Consider the following 21,517-nt stretch of genomic DNA (forward strand, 5'->3'; position numbering starts at 1 on the left):
TAATAAAAGCTTTCCACTAATACTTACATTGTTTTCAAAACTCCGCCGTCTGCTCTTAGGCTTGCTCCATTGGTGGCAATTGATAACGGACTGGAAAGAAAGGTCGCGAGATTGGCAATTTCTTTAGGCTCGATAAATCTTTGTAATAAAGAATCAGGATTGGTTTGCTGAATAATGGCAGCTTTCATTTGTTCAGCACTCATATTTTGAATTTTTGCAAAGTAATCAACGGTTTCAGCAACGCCTTCGGAATACGTTGGGCCACCAAGAATGGTATTAACGGTAACTTCAGTTCCTTTTGTTAATTTTGAAAGTCCATTACTTACTGCCATCATTGCAGCTTTTGTCATGCCATAATGAATCATATTTCCAGGAATATTTACGCCGGATTCACTGCTGATGAAAATGATTCTTCCCCAGTTTTTCTCCAACATTTTTGGCATAAGATGTCTGGATAATTTTACAGAGCTCATAACATTGATTTCAAAAATATGATACCAGTCTTCATCAGAAATGGTTGTAAAATCTTTCAGTTCAAAAATTCCAATGTTGTTGATAAGAATATCAATATCATTCAATTGTTCAAGTAAATGATGAACTTCTTCGTGGTTAGAAAAATCAGCTACAATTCCTGAAATAGTAGCATCTGGAAATTGCTGCTGTAATTGAAAAACAGCTTTTTCTGTTTTCAGTTTTTGTCTTCCGTTGATGATTACTTCAGCGCCTTCCACCAATAATTGTTGAGCGATGGCAAAGCCAATTCCTTGTGTTGAACCACTGATGAATGCTTTTTTTGATGTTAATTCTAAATTCATATTATGTAAATTTTATTTTGTAATGATCAATACAAAAATGAATAAAAAAATTAGCTGAGAACAGCCAATTGTATTTCTATTTGTTGAGACAGAGTCGTTTTATCGGGATACATTCGTCTTAAGGTATTCAGCCCACACCAAAATGTGATGAGGTATTTTCCTAAGATGGATGCATCGGTTTTATTTTTCATACTGTCATTTTCCTGTGCCTTTCGGATGGCTTCAGTATACATTTCTTCAACTTCTTTTAAGATGTTAACAGCTTCATGTTCCAAATCTTTATCCACGTAGGTCATTTCTACGACTGTGTTTGCGATAATACAGCCCTTTAAATGTGATGCTTCATTTTCCTCAGCAATACTTCTGAAAAAGTCTTTAATTAAATGAATTGGGGATTCACTTTTTTCCAATTCGCTTTTAAAGTCTATAAATGCTTGCCTTCTTTGGTTCATCGCTTCTTTGAAAATCTGCTTTTTTCCTCCTTTAAATGTATTGTAAAAACTACCACTTCCTGCTCCGGTGATGGTTAATAAATCATTTAAAGAAGTTGCAGTATAGCCTTTTTTCCAGAAAATTTCTTGTGCTTTCTGAATAAGTTCCGAGTTGTCATAAATATTGGGTCTGCCTCTCATTTTATTTATGTAATGATTGATACAAAAATAGAAAAAATTTATGAGCTGAATTAAAAATTAACGTAAAAATATGATTTTAATTAAACGACTGTCTAAACTCCAACGGTGAAACCTTCGTTTTGTTTTTAAATAATTTGCTGAAAGACTGAGGATGTTCAAAACCCAATTCATATGCAATTTCACTCACAGACAATTGAGTGGTTGATAATTTTTCCTTTGCTTTTTCAATCAGTTTTTCATGAATGTGCTGCTGAGTGCTTTGTCCGGTTAAGACCTTCAATAATCCGGTTAAATAACTCGCCGAAACATTTAATTGATCGGCCACAAATTGTACAGAAGGAAGACCTTTTGTGATCAGATCTTCATGATTAAAATAATCATTTAATAACTTTTCTAATGAATCTAGGATTTTATGATTGGAAATTTTTCTTGTAATAAATTGCCTTTGATAAAAGCGTTCGGCGTAATTCAACAATGTTTCAATTTGTGAAATAATAATATTTTGGCTGAATTGGTCAATATTTGAATGATATTCATTTTGAATATTCTGAACAACATTTTTAACAACGTCTTCTTCCTTTTCGGAGAGAAATAAAGCTTCTTTCACAGAATAATCAAAATACTCATAATGTTTGATATTTTTGGCTAAAGAAGTATTCCAGAAAAAATCGGGATGAATGAGTAAAATCCATCCCGTATGTTTTGTTTGTAAACTGGTATCCGGATCTAGCGTAACGCCAAAAACCTGTCCCGGAGCCATAAAAAACATTACCCCTTCATCAAAATCATATTCTTGCTGACCGTATTTTATTTTCGCATTGGAAGTTCTCTTAATGGAAATCGAATAAAAATCTAAAATCCAGCTCAGTTCTTTTATATCAGGATCATGACTAATCGTACTGTAATCTATCACACTGATCAACGGATGCTCAGGTTTTGGCAGTCCGCGAAACTGATGAAATTCACTGATGGTTTTAAGTCTGATGGGCTGTTTCATTATGACTAAGTGGTTGTTTAAATTTTAGTTAATAATTGATGTTTGAAATTTTTTAAACCATTAAGGATAATTTTAGTTGTTAAGGAGATGAAGAAAAAATCTAGAGATTTCCTTAAGCGTGCCGTCTTAAAGCAAAGCTCAAACTTAATATTCTAAAAACCTTAAGTAATCTTACTATTGAAAATCAAGGATGAATATAATAAATTGTTAATGAAACATGAAATTATTAAAATCTATCACAGGCTCTAAGTTAATCGTTTTCTATGATTTTTTAGTAAAACATATTTGCTGTTTTATAAAGTCTTCGGCTCCGCTCAGACTGACACGCATGAAATTGTAAAGATAAAAGTTCGTATTAGCGGTGTCATCCTGAGCGAAGTCGAAGGATCTCTATGATTTCAAGGCAAAAGACCGTTTTACTTAAAATATGCTTTAGCAAAATCTTCAGCAAAATCCTTTACTTTCACATTTCCTAGAGCTGGTCTGTTTTGGTAATAATCTTCATATAAAACTCCATTTCCTCTGGCTGCATTCATTTCAACAAAACCTTTAGCGGTTTTAGGATTCGTTCCAGCGCTGATCATACCATTAAGTAAATCTTCATCTGAAACAGTCAGCCATTTCAGTGCTTGATTTCCAATAGCTTCACCCAACGTTTTTGCAATATCATTAGGTGAAATTTCCTCACTTGCAATGTAGCGAATTTCTCTTCCGTTAAATGGTTTTTCAATCTCTTCCGCAATGACATTGGCAATATCCAACGGCGAAACCCAAGCTTCTTTTTCATCTCCTCCATAATTCTGAATGATGGCACCTTGTGATTTGATGGTGGGAATAAAAGAATACATATTGTAATAAAACCCCACCGGACGCATAAATTTAATGGAAACATCTTCCGGAAGTTCATTTAAAATCTTTTCTACATTGTAATGAAAAGCAAGAATTCCGTTTCCGCTTGGAAGGTGAGCGCCAATACTGCTGAGGTGAACAATGTTTTTCACGCCTGATCTTTCAAAAGCTTCTTTGTAATTTCTTCCAATCTGAGTATTTGCTTCCATAAAATCTACGTTATGATCAAAAAAAACACCTGCATTTAACGCTTCCATAGCATAAACGATATCTGCTCCTTTGAATGTTTCGGTTAGAAAATCTATATTTTCCATAGATCCAATGGCTGCTTTAGCACCCAATGCTTCAATTTCTGATTTTCTTTCTGTATTGCTGCTTATAACAGTAACCGAATGTCCTTTGTTGATAAGTTCTTTGGTCAGTGGCTTGCTGATATTTCCTAAAGAACCTGTTACGATAATTTTCATTTTAACTTGTTTTTTATTGAAACAAAGTTCCGATATGCTATTAAAGATGATGTATCCAAATCTACTTTTTACGTAGCCGGATTTTAGGCTTACTGCTTGATTGTATTTTCAACTGTATGAGGTGTAACAAAATAGAGTTTTGAATTGTCTTATAAAGAGATAAGCAAAACCATGAAACAAAAACTGCTATTTTTCTTTTTACTCTTCCATGTCTTTTCATTCGGACAACAATTAGAAATTGGAAAAAGTACTTCAATAATATCTTTTGATGGTTCTTCGGAATTAAACTTTACGATTGATCTTAAAAAAGATGAAATTTATCTATTTACAATTTATCAGAATATGATTGATGTTGAGGCTATTATATTTGATTCTAATGGAAAACAGGTTGCTTACACCGATTTGGCTGATGGAAATAATGGATATGATAAAATTGAATTTTCGCCTGAAAAACACGATCATTATAAACTGGTCATACGTTCTGTTGAAAAGTCAAAAAAAACGAATGGAACAGTTGAGGTAAGTGTTAAAAAGTTTAGCAAAGAAGAAATTAAGATCCGTAAAAAGATTGCTGATGATATGAAAGAAGAAAATACTAAAGATATTTTCACTTTAGATATCACTCATTTTTGGGAAGCTTATGATCAGTTACAATTTTCTAAAACCACTCAAGATAGTATCAATACCATACAAAAGCTTTATCTGGATAGAGGCACAGATGGATTGAAAGAGTTCCAAAAAGTAAGATATTTTGGTGCCGAGTTTTTTGTTGAAAGAATTAAGAAGTATAAAAAATTCTATCAAAGTGTCAGAAACAATACCATGCTTCCATTACAGATCAAAGATTTACCTTCATTAATTGGGAGCTTCAAGAATATATATCCTGATGCTCGTCCTGCAAAAATCTGTTTTGCAATTGGACCGATGTCTACAGGAGGAACAATTTCTAATAATTATCTGTTGATCGGGGTTGAGATGTTAGCAGGCAATAAAGACTGCGATGTATCTGAAATAACCAACGAAAATTTAAAAGCGAGTATTTTGTCGCGCCCAACATTAGAATCTGTTAAAGATTTTATTAAAGAGACTGCAGCACATGAATATATTCATACCCAACAGTCGAAAAATAATAAAAATGCCTGTGAATGCTCTCTTTTGGATAATATAATTAGAGAGGGAGTTGCTTCTTATATTTCCGAAAAACTAATGATGCAACAAAAAGAAAACAACAGCAGAACTTTTTTGTATGTAAAGGAAAACGAGAAAAAACTTTGGGTTGAATTAAAAAGTGAGCTATGTTCAAAGGATTTTAGTAAATGGCTTTTTAATGCGGCTTCCAGTAAAGACCGTCCCGGAGATTTGGGCTATAGAATAGGATATAATCTGGCAGAATCTTATTATGAAAATGCTATTGATAAAAAGTCTGCTGTCAAAGAAATGATTGAAATGAACAACCCATTGCTATTTCTTGATAAAAGTCTATATGATCTAAAATTCAGATGAAAGATATAATGATACTATAGTCTACAATTAAATAATTACAATCAAACAGTTCATGAAAAGAACCATTTTATATATATTCAGTATTGCAACGGTATGTTTTTGTTCGACAAATCAAAAACTAAGTCCGGAAACGTCTTTTGAGAAAGATCTTGAAAAGGTGGCAGACAGCGTTAAAGTGAATGATATTGTAGTGAAAAATCTTTTTAAATATCAAATTCTGGCTCATTGCAATGGTTCTTTTGATCCAGAATTGATTACTGAAAAAGTATATCAACCCCACAAAAAACTTTGGGACAGTTGCTATGCCATGATCTTTGGTGAAAAAAATGCTGCTTTATACAATAATCCTGAAGGAATGATAGAATGGAATAAAACCTTATATCCTAAAAATAAGGCTGCATTTGATGAAAAAGTAAAGCGTCTTTTAAAAATAAATCTTAATCATGTTCTGGCTACGAATTTAAAAAAGTTCAATCAACTGGTTCCTTACCAACCTAAAGCTACCATAAGTATTCTTTTTACGCCATTGACGGGTATTGGTTTTGGTGGCTGTAAGGATGATCAATTTGCATTGGAACTCAATAACGAAAATACGGATCCGGAATTTACTTTAGAAAAAGGTTTACCTCATGAACTTAATCATTTGGTGTATGAGAAATTCAGAAATAAAGATGCGAATAAAAACTCAGCATTGAGCCAAACAATTGATGAAGGATTTGCCTGTTATTTCACTTGGGTTTTCTTTGATGGTAAAATGGAAAAGCATAATGCTGTTGAAAACATGTCAAGACAAGATTGGGAATGGTATGTAAAAAATGAGAAGAAAATTTTCATAACTCTTAAAACGTATTTCACAGATGAATCCGGAGATAATCCTCTTTTAAGAAATGATAAACTCAAGCTATTTCCTGATGCGCCAAAGTCTTTAAATTATTGGTTAGGGTTTAGAATCGTTGAAAAATATGTAGAGAAACACGGGGTCAATTCCTGGAAAGATATTTATAAACTGGCTCCTAAAGATGTATTGGATAGGAGCGGGTATGAGAAGTATGTGGAATTGTTGTAGTTGAATTAAGAACTGCTTTTTATGATATTTATTTAATTTTTAGTTTGTTGTTTAATAGTTTGTTATGATTATATACTTTAGTTTGATTCAAAATGTATTTTAAATTTTTAGTATTAATTTTTTGATTAAGACTTTGTTTATTGTGAAACAGATTGTTAATGTTATAATCATTATATATTCTATTCTTAAATAGCGTTTTGCTATATTTGTATAAAATTTTTTTCAAAATGGGACAAACATTAAGTTTGAAGATGGTAAGATTTTCTGGTTATAAATCGATAGAAAATGTATCTATAGAATTTAAAAAAGGATTGAATATAATTATTGGAAAAAATGCTGCAGGAAAAACTAATTTTTTAAATTTTCTAAATAAAAGTTTGAAATTTGATTTTAAAGGTCTGAATAATTTTGAATCTCAGATAGTTTTTGAAGGTGATAAAAAAATAACAATTGATTCTAAAAGAAGTACAGATATAAAAGATTTTTTTAAGGCAAATGATTTTAATGCATCTACAGAGTCAAAATTAAGAATAGGGAGAAAAGTTGTTAAAGTAGAGAATCCATATAGTGATCTTTCTGAGTATGAAATTTTTTATAATTCAACATTTATTTGTCATGGTGTGCCTAAAGATTTACCAATTATTAATAACCCTCTTACATTTAAATTTATTAAAGATAAGATCAGTGATGACTTGACAAATATTTATCGTAGTGATTCTACTACTTATTTTGTTAAGAATATAATTTTACAAATCTTGTTTGCTGATATTAACTTTGGAGATATTACTGAATTAGCTGTAGAAAATTCTTTAAAAGAAAAATTTGAAAAACTATCTTTATTTAATGAAATTCTACGTAAATATTCTCCTATTTCTGAGATTAGAATTAGTGATAATTTTAATGTCTTTATTGCAGATGATTCAAAAGAGATTACAATTAGTAATGTTTTTTTGGAATTTAAAATAGGTAAACAATGGTTACCTTTTTCAAGTCTTTCTGATGGGACAAAAAGACTATTCTATATTATATCAGAAATTTATGATGTTGATAATGAGGATTTAAGTAAATTTGGAATAACTCATTCTACATATTTAGTTTTTGATAGGAATAAAGTTAATAGATTAATATTATTAGAAGAACCAGAATTAGGGGTTCATCCTCATCAGTTTCATAAATTGATGGAGTTTTTGAAATTGCAATCTGAAACTAAACAAATTATTATTACTACCCATTCTCCTCAGGCATTAGATTTTTTGGAGTCAAATGAGTTTAATAGGATAATTTTGGCATATGTTGATATTGATTCTTCTTTAACGAAACTTAGGCATTTAGATGAAAAAGAGTTAAAGAAAGCAAAGGAATATGTAAAAGAAAATTTTTTGAGTGATTATTGGTTATACTCTGATTTAGAAAAGTAATATGAAAATAGGATTAGTTGGTGAAGCACCTAATGATACTGAATGCATTCAGGTTCTATTAGAAAAAAAATATACAGAATTTAATTTTTTTTTTATGCTTAATAGAATCAATGGTTCAAATTTAGAAAATCAAAAAGTTAAACGTATTCTAAGGGTTGAATATGAAAGTGAAAAGCCTGACATTGTAATTTTCATAAGAGATTTAGATGCCATTCTTCCTAATAAATCTATGCTATCCCGAAGGAAGACCTATTTTAATGAATTTAATAGCGTAGTAGATAAAAAAGGTATATTTTTTTTGAATGTTTATGAAATTGAAGCATTAATTTTAGCCAATCATGAAATTTTCAATCTTACATTTAATTCTCAACTTGTTATCAGTGAAAATGTTATGAGTATTTCAGAACCTAAAGAATATTTAAAAAATTTTAGTAGACAATATGATGAATCTATGAATGTTGGAATATTTAAAGACTTATCTTTTGAAACTGTTCATGATAATTGTTTATATTTCGAAAAATTTATTAAGGATTTCGAAAAATTGATAGTTAAACTAAAGGGTGATAATTAAAAAAAGTGTGTTACTTTTCATTATAAGTATTTATACTATTTTTCCTCTCGTGAGACTGTTTCTAAAATTGTAATAGATTTATCTTGCGAGAGAAAAAATATATGGAATCAATTCCTAATCAGGAACGATGAAATTTTTAATTATTAAAAGTAGCAAAAGCTCCTTGCGTACCGGCAAAGAAGTTATTGTAGACAACCTCTGTATTTCCAACACGGATCTCATAAATATTCTCCTGAAGTCCCTTTACCAGATCATTAGCAACATCAGAAGCTGGAATTCCGTTTTCTTTACCTCCAATTTCTGCGGAGAAATCTGTAGCAACCAAAGGCGGCATCAATTCAAAAACTTTTACGTTGGTATCTTTAGCCAATTCGTATCTCAACAATTGAGTGTGAGAGTGTAGCGCTGCTTTTGAATCTGAATACGTTGGAAGATGAGATCCTGGAACAAAACCTACGATGGATGAAACATTAACAATTGCTGCTTCATTTTGTTCTTTCAATAGAGGAAGAAATTTTTCTGATAGTCTGATGGGTGCGAAGTAATTGGTTGTAAATTCTGCCAATGCTTTATTATGTGCATTTCCATCATTTGCAATATTGTACACGTAAGCATTTCCCGCATTATTGATCAAGATATTTAAACCTCCGAAAGTTGTTTTTACTTCTTCGAATAATCTGTTGACATCACTTTCATTGGTAATATCTGCCTGAATGGTAAATACATTTTCTAAATCTTTAGCGGCTGCATCTAGTTTTTCTTTGTTTCTTCCTACAATAATAATTTTGTTGGAAGGGCTTAATGCTTTTGCAATTTCTAAACCGATTCCTGAACCTCCGCCAGTGATAAGGATGGTGTTGTTTGTAATGTTCATAATGTTTTGTTTTTTTGAATTTGTATTATATTTCTATATTGTACTATTTGGTACAAAATTGTTTAAATTTTTTTAATCCAGGACTTTAAGATTAAGCTCAATGATTGATGTAAGTATTTTAGGTGAACTTTCCATACGCTTTGTGACATGAATTCCATTCCATAGATTCGTAAGATGCCATGCTAAAATTTCTGAGTCTTCCGTGCTTTTTATCTGTCCGATTTCCTGTGCTTTTTGTATCGCTTTTGCAAAAACTTGTTGCAATTTTCTTAGCAATTCAGCTGATATCTTTTTTATGTCTTCATCTTTATCAGACAATTGAACCAAAGCATTTCCTAAGTAACATCCTCTTTCCTTATCGCATCCAGATCCATTGGCTAATCCTAAAAAAAGTTGTTTGATGAAGTCTATTTGATTATCGGTTTTTGCAATTTGATCAACTAATTTCTGATGAAAATTCTCTGAAAACTGCTTAATTGATCGTGCATATAATTCCTGTTTTCCTCCTTTGAAAGCCAAATAAAAACTTCCTTTTCCAATTCCCATTGCACCCAAAAGTTCATCTGCAGAAGCCGTGTCGTAGCCTTTGTCTTTAAAGACTTCAGTGGCTCTGTCTACAGCTTCTTTTTCATTGAATATTTTTGGTCTTCCTGCCATTTTGGATTATTTTCTGAAGCAAAGGTATATAATTGTACTAATTAGTACAAAATAAAATTTTGAATATCTTTTATAGTTTTTGTCGATAAAGCTAGAGGAGAGGTTCATAACTCATAAACAAAGCCGTCTCTGAAGAATCATTGTATAATTTAGTATTGATTCCTGTAATCGTAAAACCTGCTTTTTGATAGAATCTTACAGCGAGATAATTAGTGTTTTGAGTTTCAAGTTCAACAATTCTACACTTGAGTTCTCTGGCTGTTTTGTTGACATTTTTAAGTAATAATCGGCCGATACTTTGACCTCGGAATTTTTCACTGATCAATAGGTTTTCGATAAAAAGACTGTTATTCCATTCTCTAAATTCACAGATAACCCAACCTAATAATTCATCATCATGAAAAGCTCCGAAAGAATGTCCTTGTTCAATAATTGTATTGAGTTCAGCGATATCTTCAGAATTGGTTTCCCATATTTTTGTATAAGGTTGATTTTTTTCTCTTACAATAAATTCAAAAGTATTCGCCATTTCGATACTTGAAACGGCGTATATTTTATCTGTTTTATAACCATTTAATCCCCAATTTAACGTTGGGTTACAGGTGAGTTTTTCTAGTTTTTTAATTTCTATCATTGGAGACCGGAATATTTATGAATTTAGTGCAAAAATCACTCTTGTCATCTTCAGATTTGTTGGGTGATGTTTCCTTTACATTGTATTTTGTAAGTTCTGCAGTTAGTTTGAGACCATTAAATGCGTTAATGATATTATAATTTTTTATTTGATAATGTAAGGGAATTGAAAGTTCGAAATAGCCAACATTATTATCTTTAAACTTAAAATAATTAAAAGAGTTTAATCCATCATATGAATATCCAATATCAAAAATAAATTTTCCATTATTTAAAATAATTGGATAATGATTTGAAGAATAAATTGTCTTATTGTTTGTGTTGAAAATTAAATAATTATCTATTTCAAATGCTAAGATTTTAAATATATAAAAATTGTATTCTTTAGAAATGAGGGAGATATTATATTTATTGTTGCAAAATGAGGTATCTTCAATTTTTCCTTGACTAAAACTTTTAGCATGAATACAATGCTCTGTAATTGTATTTGGAAATTTTTTCTGGAATTCTTCATTCAGTTTTTTATTTTCTGCAATAACAGGTTTTTTACTTTTTGGAATACTATCTTTAATGAATTGAAAATATCTTTCCTTATTCAAAAACTCTACAGAATTTCTAGTATTTGATTCAATATTAAAAGTAAAATCATCACAACTAAAATCTTTACTGATTTGTGCGGATAATTTTAAAGATGTAAATAAAAGTATTATAGAGAATAAAAATTGTTTCATCAATTGTGGTAATTTAGAAAATACAAATTTTCAAAATTAATCAAAATTTCACACACCAAAACTTTCAAAACACGTAAATTTGTTCTCAATAAAAATTTACTAGATGCTTAGGAAAATTTCAATTGCGGCAGCAACTTTTCTGTCCGTGGTTACAATCAATGCTCAGAAGAATAAAAATTCTCAATTAGAAAGACCCAAATTAATGGTTGGGCTTGTGGTGGATCAAATGCGTTGGGATTATTTGTACCGATTTTACAATAAATTTGGAAACGATGGTTTCAAAAGATTATTGAATTCAGGATATTCTCTGAATAACGTACATATTCCTTATGTTCCTACGGTTACAGCTTTAGGACATACAAGTATTTATACAGGATCGGTTCCGGCGATTCACGGGATTGCGGGAAATGACTGGAATGATAAAGAAACCGGTAAAAATGTATACTGTACTACAGATGAAAGCGTGCAGCCTGTGGGAACAACCAATGCAAAAGTGGGAAGTCATTCTCCGAAAAATCTTTGGTCTACAACAGTAACAGACGAATTAAGATTGGCAACCAATTTCCAAGGAAAGGTAATTGGTGTTTCTTTGAAGGATCGTGCTTCTATTCTTCCTGCCGGACATACGCCGAACGGAGCGTTTTGGTTTGATGATTCTACAGGGAATTTCATCACCAGTACTTGGTATATGAATGATTTGCCACAATGGGTAAAATCTTTCAATTCTCAGGATTTGCCGGGAAAATTAGTGGCGAACGGTTGGAATACTTTACTTCCGATCAATCAGTATACAGAAAGTTCACCAGATAATTCTTCTTGGGAAGGATTGTTGGGAAGTGCAAAAACACCCACTTTTCCATATAGTAATTTAGCCAAAGATTATCAGGATAAAAAAGATAACATCCGTTATACACCTTTCGGAAATACATTGACGTTGAAATTGGCTGAAGCTTCTGTAGAAGGAGAGAAATTAGGAAGTGATGATATCACCGACTTTTTAGCAATCAATTTAGCATCAACAGATTATGCTGGTCATAAATTTGGACCTAACTCTATTGAGGTTGAAGATGTTTATTTAAGATTAGACCAAGATCTGGCTCAGTTTTTCAACTATTTAGATTCAAAAGTTGGAAAAGGGCAGTATACCGTTTTCCTTTCTGCGGACCATGGTGGGGCACATTCTGTAGGATTCTTGAAAGAGCATAAACTTCCAACAGGTTTCTTCGGAGAAGGAATGGAGAAAGATATCAATGATAAATTAAAAGCAAAATTTGGGGTTGATAAACTAATTAATGCAGTAGATAATTATCAAGTATATTTCGATAGAAAATTGTTGAAAGACAATAAACTTGAATTAGATGATGTAGTAAATTTCACGGTGAAAGAATTAGAAAAAGATCCTACCGTTTTATTTGCTGTTTCTGTGACAAAAGTTCAGGAGTCTACTATTCCTGAGCCTATCAAACAAAGAATTATCAACGGAATTAACAGACAGAGAAGTGGAGATATTCAATTGATTTCACATGATTCTATGCTTCCTCCGTATGCAAAAACAGGAACAACACACAGTGTTTGGAACTCTTATGATGCACACATTCCATTAATTTTTATGGGTTGGGGCATTCAGCATGGAGAAAGCAATAAGCCTTATTTTATGACGGATATTGCGCCTACTGTTTCTTCGTTATTGAAAATTCAGTTTCCAAGTGGAAACGTTGGAAATCCTATTACTGAAGTTATTGGAAAATAATTTTAGCTGAGAGCCTGTTTAGATTTTACTCAATAATTTTTACACATCTAGTTATCAGTTGTTTATTTCCATCAACAATACTCAATAGATGATGTTTGAAATTATTTTTGACTAAAAAAAATTAACGCAAAGTTGATGAATAATTTTGCTTTATTTTAAGTGAGCAAAGTCATGCGACTTCGTCGCTGATGAAGCTGTATGCTTATCCATACGCTTCGACGAATCAACGAAGTTGATTCTATCCTTTGCTCCCTGAAAACATACATAATGAAGCTAAAGCTTTGCGTTAGAAAAATAGGTCATCAGTACATTGTCTTTTAAATCAAAAAAAATCCTTAAAGAATATGATTTAGATAAAGATTTGAATGTGATGCAAAAAATTAAATTTAGAAATTTAAACAGGCTCTGAATATAAAAATAAAAAAACTCGCAATTACTGCGAGTTTTTTTGTGATTTTGAATTTACGGTCTATTCCTTAATTACTTTAAATGATTGTACTGAATTGTCTGTGATATTTTTTACAACTACAAGGTAGTGTGTAGAAGGTTTATCAGCGAAAGGTATTTTTAAAATGTTGTCGGATGTGGTAGTTTGGTAAATAACTTTACCGTCAATACTTAAAACCTGTACTTGATAGTTTTTTCCTGAAGATCCAAGATTTACGGTTAGTTCATCTTGTACAGGGTTGGGGTAAACGCTTTGTTTAGTATTGTTAATACCATCAGTCAATTTTTCACCGGCTTTTTTAGGTTCCATTGTCGGTGAAGCTTTCATCATTTTTGAACTACAGTTCTGGGCTGTCCAATTCACTGTATTTGATACTGTTGGGCATCCTCCAGCTCCTGTAATAAGTACTCTTGCTTTTTCAGTATAGGTTGTGTAAATACTTCCAAGACCTGAAATAGTCATTGTAGGAGATTGTGTACCGGTGAATGTACCATATCCAGATACAGTTCCCTCATTGTAATTATTCCAGTTTCCATTGCTATCCTGATATTGCCATTGATACTTTGTGGCACCATAGGCTCCCACGGTCATACTTAAGCTGCCGTCAACACAACCTGTGAGAGAAGTGGGTGGTTGCTGAGTGATGAATACGTTTTCTGCTTTCCATGAAACAATATTAGATGCTACTGTACATCCTCCTGCTCCAATGGCCAGTAGTCTTGCTTTTTCAGTGTTATTGATATAACTTCCACCAACATTTGAAATGGTTAGAGTAGGGGTTTTTGTTCCTGAAAATGTACCATATCCGGATATGGTTCCTTCTGCGTAATTATTCCAGTTTCCATTAGAATCCTGATATTGCCATTGGTAGGTTGAGGCACCGGATGCACCAGCGGAAATAACTAAATTTTGATTTACACAAACAGTCATTGATGAAGGGGGTTGCTGAGTGATGAATACGTTTTCTGCTTTCCATGAAACAATATTAGATGTTACTGTACATCCTCCTGCTCCAGTGGCTAATAGTCTTGCTTTTTCAGTGTTATTGATATAACTTCCACCAACATTTGAAATGGTTAAAGTAGGGGTTTTTGTTCCCGAAAATGTACCATATCCGGATACAGTTCCTTCTGCATAATTATTCCAGTTTCCATTAGAATCCTGATATTGCCATTGGTAGGTTGAGGCACCGGATGCACCAGCGGAAATAACTAAATTTTGATTTACACAAACGGTCATTGATGAAGGGGGCTGCTGAGTGAAAGATACATTTTCTGCTTTCCAAGTGGCCGTGTTTGAAACTCTGAACTCACTTAGTTTTCCACTTGATACCATTAGCCTTGCCTTTTCAATTTGTGTTGCATAGATCCCTGAAATATTCGAAATGGTTAAAGTAGGCGTTTTTGTACCTGAGAATGTAGCATATCCCGGAACATTTCCTTCAGTGAAATCATTCCAACTGTTATCAGATCCTTGGTATTGCCATTGGAAAGATGCTCCCGAAGCTTGTGCAGATAATTGTAAGGTGCCACCAACACAAGCTGTTGAAGTATCAGCTGGTTGTCCTGTTATACCACCATAAACATGGGAGGTTTGTGGAGTTGTATAAACTACAGTATGATTGGGAAGGGTAACAGCTGTTCTTGAAACAAGAGGACTGTTAATATAATTACTAGAGACGTTTGATATATAGAGAGTGTTTGTTTTTGTACCAGCAAAATTTCCATATCCAGAAACGTTTCCTTCAGTATAATTATTCCAGGCTCCTGTTGAGGTTTGATATTGCCATTGATAGCTTACGCCTGAAGTGTTTGAATTTAATGTAAGAGAACCACCTACAAAAGTATTATTTTCTATATCGGGAGCTCCATTATTATACGTAAATGGAAAAGATTGGAATTCTTTTTCCTCATTATTTAAAACAAGTTCTACCTGCAGATTATAAGGCCCTGTAATGGTTTCCAAATCGCTTACAGGCATCGTTGCAGAAAATGTATTACCCACAGGTTTAACAGACCATGCCACTTTATAGTAGCCCGGACTTGGAGTTGCATAAGGATCCTGATAAATATTAATATCAATAACAGGTCTATTGGATGAAAAGGTACCGGAAACGATAAAGTTTCCATTAGCAAAGGATGTTTTAAGATTGGTAATACTTGCGTTATGCCCATTGCGATATACTCCGCCTGGAGTATCGGCAAATAACTGATTATTATTTAATAAAGCACAGCTTGCGCGATTCATAAAGGTATGAGTACTGGTACCTATGGTGCTATTTCCTGCAAACATCAGGTTCATCCCTTTATTGGGATCATTGTTCTCTGTTTTGGTTTGATGGGAGTGAGGGAGGCCTAAACCATGTCCCAACTCATGTAACATTCCTCCAAAATAACTTCTAAATTTATCACCAATTGCACCTGGAATGTTTAAATATTCAAGCTTAAACCCTATAAAATCTACAGCAAAAGCAATTTTATCTAATCCGTAAAAAGGAGCGTCGAGATTGGCATTGGCACATGCGGTAATAACTAATGTACGAGCGCCGGTTTTCTGGCTTGGGTTATTATTAAAATAAGTGTCAACCTCCTGTTGAATTTTACTAGAATCATTATAAGGATAAGAAGAGGCAGGAAGAGCTCCGTGAATCAAAATAATTTTTACCTTATTGGTATTGGTAGCTTCCGTAAAAAGGCCAAATGTTTTAGGACCATACCCGTTTGCTATCATATTTTGCTTGTAGAAATCTTGTCCCCAAAGCATTAATTCGCTTATCCTGGTGGCATAAGTAGGATCTAAAGGAACATCATTCGGAACAAAATAAATTAAATTTAAGTTATAGGGCCGTGTAGAAGTGTACGTAATATTATTGTAATTACTGGTGTACTGAGCATGGAATTTTGCAGGTAGGATGCATAGACAAATGAGTATTAACAGCCATTTGCTGGGAATAAATTTTTTTTTCATTTTAGTGTTTTTATTAATTTCTAAACAGAAATTAGACAGCAAAAGTAAATAATATTTTCCTTATGAACCAAAAGTATTTAGAAGAAATAAGCGATAGGGGTGTGTTTTAGTTAATGAAATACTAAAATAATTATTGAATTAAGAATAGAATAGGTTTTTATTTTTTTTATGAATTCTTCTGTTTTCCTTCTTTACTTTGATAATTAAATATAAAATTCCGCCCGAAATAATAAAAAAAAGTAACCAAGATGAAATCATAAGATAATGATAGTGATCTTTAATTTTTCCGATTTTTATTGATGTTTCCTCATTATGATTATTAATAGAATGATTGATTGAGATTAGCTCGTTTTGCTCTCTTTTAAACCGCATCTCAAAATATTTTTTATTGTAGGTTTGATAAAGCTGTGGCTTTCCCATCACGAGATAATTTTCAGACATTTCTTTGTAGATTCCTTCATTAAGAACAAGGTCACCTGTGTTTTTAGAAAGATTTTCGGCTTGTATCAAAAGACTTAAGGCTGCTTTATTTTCGTGTTTCTGCTTCTGCATTTCTGCAAGACCTTTCAGGGCAAATGCTTCTAAACTTTTAGCATTGTCTTTTTGAGCATAACGAATGGATTCTAAAAAAGTGGGTTGTGCTTTTTCCAGTTGGTTAAGGTTCATGTAGCAATATCCGATATTGTAATAAACGATGCTCATATTGGCAGCCGTATTTTTCTGAGTCTCTATTTTATTAAAGTTTTTAATAGAAATAAGAAATTTTTCAAGCGCAATTTCAGAATTTGATTGGCTTTTATAAATCATCCCGCGAATAGCATAACTTCTTGCCGTTTCAAAAATCTTTCCGGAAGCGTTATCAGGAAGTTTTCCAAGAAGAATATCTGCCTCATTTAATACTTCAAGGCTTTTGCTGAAAAGTTCCATTTGTTGATATTGTATGGCAGCAGAGATTAAAACATTAGTTTGGGTTTTAAGATCATTTGTTTTCTGGGCCAATTCTTTTGCTTTTAAAATATATTGCAAAGATTCGTCGAAGTTTCTTTTTGCAATATTAGCTGTAGAAAGAAGAAGATAAATGGCAATAGATTTATTAATATCTTTTTCCTTTTTCAACAAATTTCTTCCGATACTTATTGCTTTTTCCGGATTGTCATAAAGCTGAAGACGTGCTGTTTTCATTAAAGAATCATCAGGAATTTTTTGTCCATTGATTGAAATCAAACACACTAAAAAAATGAGCGTAAATATTTTTAATACTAATTTCATGACAGTCTGTTTTTACTGATTTCCTGAATGTAAATATTGGGAGACATTCCTGTAACCGATTTGAAAACGGTGGTAAATGCACTGTGAGAAGAGAATCCTGAAAATTCTGCGAGATAGCTTACCTTATAGTTCAGATATGTAAAATCTGTTTTTAATAAATGAGCAATATGATTGATTCTTAATTCATTAATATATCCGTTGAAGTTTTTTCCTTTGTTATTATTAATCACCTCTGAAAGATACTTGGTATTGACACCCATTTGTGCAGAAAGCATAGAAAGCGACATGTTTTTATTTAAATAACGATCTGTATGTTCCCATTCTTCCAGCTTCTTGAGAATTTCATCTTCTTTTTCTTTGGAGATTTTATTAGCTTCTTTTTCAAAGGCTTTATCAATAGTATTGATTTGTTTTTCTGATTCTGAAATTGTTATGTGAATGGGCTGTTCCCATTTTTTTTGCTTTTCAAAGAAGTCCAGTTGTTTTTTTAAGTCTATATTCCGTCTCGTTTCAATGAAGAAATATAGGAGTAAACCCATAATGATTAAGGAGATACTTACAAGTAAGACCCATAATTTTTTTGATTCATTTTGTTTCTGAAATTCAATGTTTTGAGCTTGATGAGTTTCAACCAACTTTACAATATATCGTATGCCTTCTTTTGTACTGGAATCTAATTTTGTTCTCAGATCCATATAAAGTTTATTGTAATAATGATGTTTTTCATCATTATGAAGGGCCAAATAGCTTTTGGCTAAAGACTCATAGATTTTAACTTTTAATCCGTTGTAAGGAAGATCATCAATCTGTAAAAGTCCTTTTTCTAAGTTTTGGATTGATGTAGTGTAATCTTGTTTGAGGAAGAAATAGCGTGACATATTTTCATAAGCCAGTGCATAAAGAAAAGAACTGTTATGTTGTTTATCAATAGTATAAATAGTGTTTTCGAGTAGTTTTTTTGCTTCTTCAAGTTTGTTTTGCCTCATTAAATAAGAAGATCTGAAGATCTTATTTTCAATCCCTATAATTTTATTTTCTTCATTTTGATGAGTAATAAACTGATCACTTTTGTTGAAGTTTTCTAATGCCGAAACATAATTTTTGTTGATTCCCAAATTAAGTGCCTGAAGCTGATAGAGCTTGGCAATTGTTATTTTTACCTTAGGATTTTCGCTTTTTTTGAATAATTTATTGTCAGACAGCAGGGTGGTGATAATTCTTTGAGATTGATTGTATAAATCCAGATTTTGATATTGATCAGCAAGATTATAATCTCCAAACATCTGCATAAAATAAGAAAGCTCTTCCTTTTCGCCGTTTTCTTTTTGAGTTGAAATATTCACAGACTGTACGTAATCTCCTTTCATTGCATACGCTTGGGAAATAATGTTTTGTAAAACAATCTTATGTTCAATATTTTGATCGCTTATAAGAAGGCTTTGAGAGTAACTTATACAATCATCCGGATTTTGATATAATTTTTGAAAAGCTTTATCTGCTAGAATAGTAAAGTCGGGACTAGATTGGCCATGTATAAAAATTGAAAAGAGGAGTAGGGCTAATAATAGGAGGTTCCTTTTTAATATCGTTTTGAGAAATAATTTGTTTTTTGTGGACATTTTCTCAGTATCCTTACAATCTGTGCTCAAAATAGATTTTTTGTATATGTTTGTTTTTTAGAGAATTAAATATTTAGTTCTTTTGAAATTCACGAATTCTGTAAGTCAATTTCTTTTCAATGAGTAAATATAATATTAATATTGCTTCCACCAATTCAAAATATTAATACAAAGAATATGAAAAAGTTTTACACAATTTCAGTGAGGGCATTATGTGCCTGTTGTTTGTTGGGATTCTCGGTAGCTAATGCTCAGCTTTCCGTTATGGGAGTAGGTTTTTATAGCGTAGGTGGTGTTTCTGATAATGGGGTCGTAAGTATGGACACCAGTAACGGAGATATTTTTAAATGGGATGCTCAGAATGGTTTGGTTCAGATCGGAAGCTTAACAAATGGTTATCCTTCGTCAGGAAGAACGGTTATTTCCAATAACGGAACAAAGATTGGTTCTTCAGCGACAAATGTGGCAACAAGTTTTAACGAAATTTCAACTTATGATGTAGCAACTTCAACTTGGGTAAATCAGGGTGGTCTTGTTCCTACAGGTTGGGACGGAAGTGTAAGCTCAACTTGGGGAATGACGCCTAATGCCAATACAATTGTCGGACTGGGCTGGGTGAATGGAGCCACTGCACATGCGGTAAAATGGGACGCTCAGAATGGTGTTGTAGATCTTGGAAGTATGGTTTCAGGAAGTAGCTCAAGAGCAAATGCGGTGAATTCAGATGGAACTGTAGTCGTAGGTTGGCAAGACGAGGATGACGGAACCAGAAGTGGAGCAAAATGGGTAAATGGAATAGAAAGTTATATCACAGATAATAATGGCAATAATGTAGGCGAAGCAGGTGCTGTTTCAGCAGATGGAAATACAATTATTGGAGAAGAAGTACCGAACCCTTACGTTTGGAACAGTACTTCGGGACTTACTTACATAACACATCCTAATTCCTCTTTCTTCTTCAGTGGAAGCGCGACCGGTATATCGGCTAACGGACAAACAGTTATTGGTTTTTTTAGACCTTTCTCCGGACCGCCAATGGCTGGAGAAGGATTTATCTGGACTCAGGCAGGAGGACGTATTAATTTAAATGATTATGCTACGTCGGTAGGTGTCAATACACTAGGTGTTACGATGTCTCTTCCGCTAGCCATATCTCAGGATGGAAGAAAGATAGCAGGAATAGGAATGAATGCCAATAATGAGGTGGTTGCGTTCTATCTTCAATTGCCGGAGGAGATTCTTGCGACTCATGATATAACAAAAAATAAAACGAATGGATCAATTTATCCTAATCCTGTAAAAGATATTCTTTACATCAAAGGGATTGATAAAATTGAGAAAGCAGAAATATACAATATGGTCGGTCAAAAAGTAATATCATTAAATTCCGTAAAAGATCAGGTTGACGTAGCATCCTTATCTCGAGGAAATTATATATTACAAATTTTTGTGAAAGGGGAAGTTTCACAAAGTTATAAATTCATTAAACAGTAAGTAAAGTAAAAATTGGACACTTAAAATGACTGACCAAAAAACTCGCAGATTTTTCTGCGAGTTTTGTTTTTATGTAATGCCATTGATTTTAATCTAAAGAATTCCTCGAGGCTCTGCCTCGGGGTTAAAGAGGAAAAGTTTGAAAAACGGATGGTTTTTCAAAAGACTAAAAAAGCTGTAGCTTTGATTCATGGACGATCATATTCTGAAAAGGCATAATAAAACTTTACTTCTTTACCACATTGTTTTCCCTGTGAAATATAGGAATTCGGTTATTAGCGAAGAGGTTGGCGTTGGATTTAAAGAAATATGTATTGAATTGTCTCATCGATATGAAATTCACTTTCTAGAAATTGGTTATGAAGAGAACCATGTTCATTTTTTGATACAAAGTGTCCCCAATTTATCCATTAGTGAAATTTGTATGAAAGTAAAAAGTATCACGGCTAAAGAAATTTTTAAACGTTTTCCTGATGTCAAAGCTAAACTTTGGGGAGGAAATTTTTGGACAAGTGGTTATTATGCAAATACAGTGGGTCAATATGGAAATAAGGATGTCATTAAAAAGTATATAGAAAATCAAGGAAAAGAGAAAAAATATCAAAAAGTGCATGAGGCTCAACTTACACTTTTTGACATCTAAATACTTCGGGGCTCTGCCCCAATGTCATTAAGTTAGTAAAATATCACAAGCTATCTTTTTGATTTTTAGATATTATGGGTTTAGCTCTTGCTCTGTATTTACCAATGTTTCTTT

The 21,517-nt window shown here is 32.5% G+C and carries 18 protein-coding genes; 7 read left to right on the forward strand and 11 right to left on the reverse strand.

The genetic code is table 11. The features are described from left to right. Positions 1–23 precede the first annotated feature (23 nt). From BUB80_RS10545 to BUB80_RS10560, 4 genes are all read right to left on the reverse strand, one after another. Positions 24–815 carry an SDR family NAD(P)-dependent oxidoreductase gene (locus tag BUB80_RS10545; protein ID WP_073292890.1) on the reverse strand — a complete coding sequence of 264 codons (792 nt, stop codon included), beginning with the start codon at positions 813–815 and terminating at the stop codon, positions 24–26. A 50-nt stretch (positions 816–865) separates the two neighbouring features. Then, complete coding sequence (locus BUB80_RS10550; RefSeq protein ID WP_073292891.1) at positions 866–1,447, reverse strand: TetR/AcrR family transcriptional regulator; 582 nt, start codon at positions 1,445–1,447, stop codon at positions 866–868. Between the two features lie 76 nt (positions 1,448–1,523). Then, complete coding sequence (locus BUB80_RS10555; RefSeq protein WP_073292892.1) at positions 1,524–2,444, reverse strand: helix-turn-helix domain-containing protein; 921 nt, start codon at positions 2,442–2,444, stop codon at positions 1,524–1,526. A 416-nt stretch (positions 2,445–2,860) separates the two neighbouring features. Further along, a complete protein-coding gene (locus tag BUB80_RS10560; RefSeq protein WP_073292893.1) occupies positions 2,861–3,760 on the reverse strand; it encodes an NmrA family NAD(P)-binding protein in 900 nt (299 codons plus the stop codon). Positions 3,761–3,931: 171 nt separating this feature from the next. Between BUB80_RS10560 and BUB80_RS10565 the strand changes: the two genes are divergently transcribed. The 4 genes from BUB80_RS10565 (at position 3,932) to BUB80_RS10580 (ending at position 8,318) form a co-directional block, all read left to right on the forward strand. Beyond that, positions 3,932–5,263, forward strand: a complete 1,332-nt coding sequence (locus BUB80_RS10565) for a DUF2268 domain-containing putative Zn-dependent protease (RefSeq protein ID WP_073292894.1) — start codon at positions 3,932–3,934, stop codon at positions 5,261–5,263. Positions 5,264–5,315: 52 nt separating this feature from the next. Further along, the gene (locus BUB80_RS10570) at positions 5,316–6,329 is read left to right on the forward strand and encodes a gliding motility protein GldB-related protein (RefSeq protein ID WP_083547140.1); all 1,014 of its coding nucleotides are present in this window, start codon (positions 5,316–5,318) and stop codon (positions 6,327–6,329) included. A 227-nt stretch (positions 6,330–6,556) separates the two neighbouring features. Beyond that, positions 6,557–7,747, forward strand: coding sequence for an ATP-dependent nuclease (locus BUB80_RS10575; protein WP_073292895.1), 1,191 nt, complete (start codon positions 6,557–6,559; stop codon positions 7,745–7,747). 1 nt (position 7,748) lies between these two features. Continuing rightward, a complete protein-coding gene (locus BUB80_RS10580; RefSeq protein WP_073292896.1) occupies positions 7,749–8,318 on the forward strand; it encodes a hypothetical protein in 570 nt (189 codons plus the stop codon). Positions 8,319–8,454: 136 nt separating this feature from the next. Here the strand turns inward: BUB80_RS10580 and BUB80_RS10585 are convergent, their stop codons facing one another. The 4 genes from BUB80_RS10585 to BUB80_RS10600 all read right to left on the reverse strand — a co-directional run bounded on the left by BUB80_RS10585 (position 8,455) and on the right by BUB80_RS10600 (position 11,213). Beyond that, positions 8,455–9,192 carry an SDR family oxidoreductase gene (locus tag BUB80_RS10585; protein WP_073292897.1) on the reverse strand — a complete coding sequence of 246 codons (738 nt, stop codon included), beginning with the start codon at positions 9,190–9,192 and terminating at the stop codon, positions 8,455–8,457. A gap of 72 nt (positions 9,193–9,264) precedes the next feature. Continuing rightward, complete coding sequence (locus BUB80_RS10590) at positions 9,265–9,849, reverse strand: TetR/AcrR family transcriptional regulator (protein WP_073292898.1); 585 nt, start codon at positions 9,847–9,849, stop codon at positions 9,265–9,267. 91 nt (positions 9,850–9,940) lie between these two features. Next, a complete protein-coding gene (locus tag BUB80_RS10595; protein WP_073292899.1) occupies positions 9,941–10,483 on the reverse strand; it encodes a GNAT family N-acetyltransferase in 543 nt (180 codons plus the stop codon). After that, positions 10,470–11,213, reverse strand: coding sequence for a hypothetical protein (locus BUB80_RS10600; RefSeq protein ID WP_073292900.1), 744 nt, complete (start codon positions 11,211–11,213; stop codon positions 10,470–10,472). The genes BUB80_RS10595 and BUB80_RS10600 overlap by 14 nt, the downstream gene beginning before the upstream one ends. A gap of 103 nt (positions 11,214–11,316) precedes the next feature. Here BUB80_RS10600 and pafA point away from each other — a divergent pair, with 103 nt between their 5' ends. Beyond that, a complete protein-coding gene (pafA, locus tag BUB80_RS10605) occupies positions 11,317–12,963 on the forward strand; it encodes an alkaline phosphatase PafA (protein ID WP_073292901.1) in 1,647 nt (548 codons plus the stop codon). A 469-nt stretch (positions 12,964–13,432) separates the two neighbouring features. Here pafA and BUB80_RS10610 read toward each other — a convergent pair whose 3' ends face one another. From BUB80_RS10610 to BUB80_RS10620, 3 genes are all read right to left on the reverse strand, one after another. Next, positions 13,433–16,378, reverse strand: coding sequence for a T9SS type A sorting domain-containing protein (locus BUB80_RS10610; protein WP_073292902.1), 2,946 nt, complete (start codon positions 16,376–16,378; stop codon positions 13,433–13,435). Positions 16,379–16,516: 138 nt separating this feature from the next. After that, entirely contained in the window at positions 16,517–17,647 is a 1,131-nt protein-coding gene (locus BUB80_RS10615) for a tetratricopeptide repeat protein (protein ID WP_073292903.1), read from the reverse strand. Next, on the reverse strand, positions 17,644–19,014 hold the full coding sequence (locus BUB80_RS10620; protein WP_228433767.1) for a helix-turn-helix domain-containing protein: 1,371 nt from the start codon (positions 19,012–19,014) through the stop codon (positions 17,644–17,646). Before BUB80_RS10620 ends, BUB80_RS10615 begins: the two co-directional genes overlap by 4 nt. 429 nt (positions 19,015–19,443) lie before the next feature. On the opposite strand from BUB80_RS10620, the gene BUB80_RS10625 reads away from it, so the two are divergent. Together BUB80_RS10625 and tnpA are read left to right on the forward strand one after the other, a co-directional pair. Continuing rightward, positions 19,444–20,760, forward strand: coding sequence for a T9SS type A sorting domain-containing protein (locus BUB80_RS10625; RefSeq protein ID WP_073292912.1), 1,317 nt, complete (start codon positions 19,444–19,446; stop codon positions 20,758–20,760). Between the two features lie 190 nt (positions 20,761–20,950). Continuing rightward, positions 20,951–21,403: an IS200/IS605 family transposase gene (gene tnpA / locus BUB80_RS10630; RefSeq protein ID WP_073292905.1), complete on the forward strand. Its 453-nt coding sequence runs from the start codon at positions 20,951–20,953 to the stop codon at positions 21,401–21,403. The last annotated feature ends 114 nt before the right edge of the window (positions 21,404–21,517 follow it).

Origin of the sequence: Chryseobacterium polytrichastri, assembly GCF_900142445.1 — a bacterium.
GTDB lineage: Bacteria > Bacteroidota > Bacteroidia > Flavobacteriales > Weeksellaceae > Chryseobacterium > Chryseobacterium polytrichastri.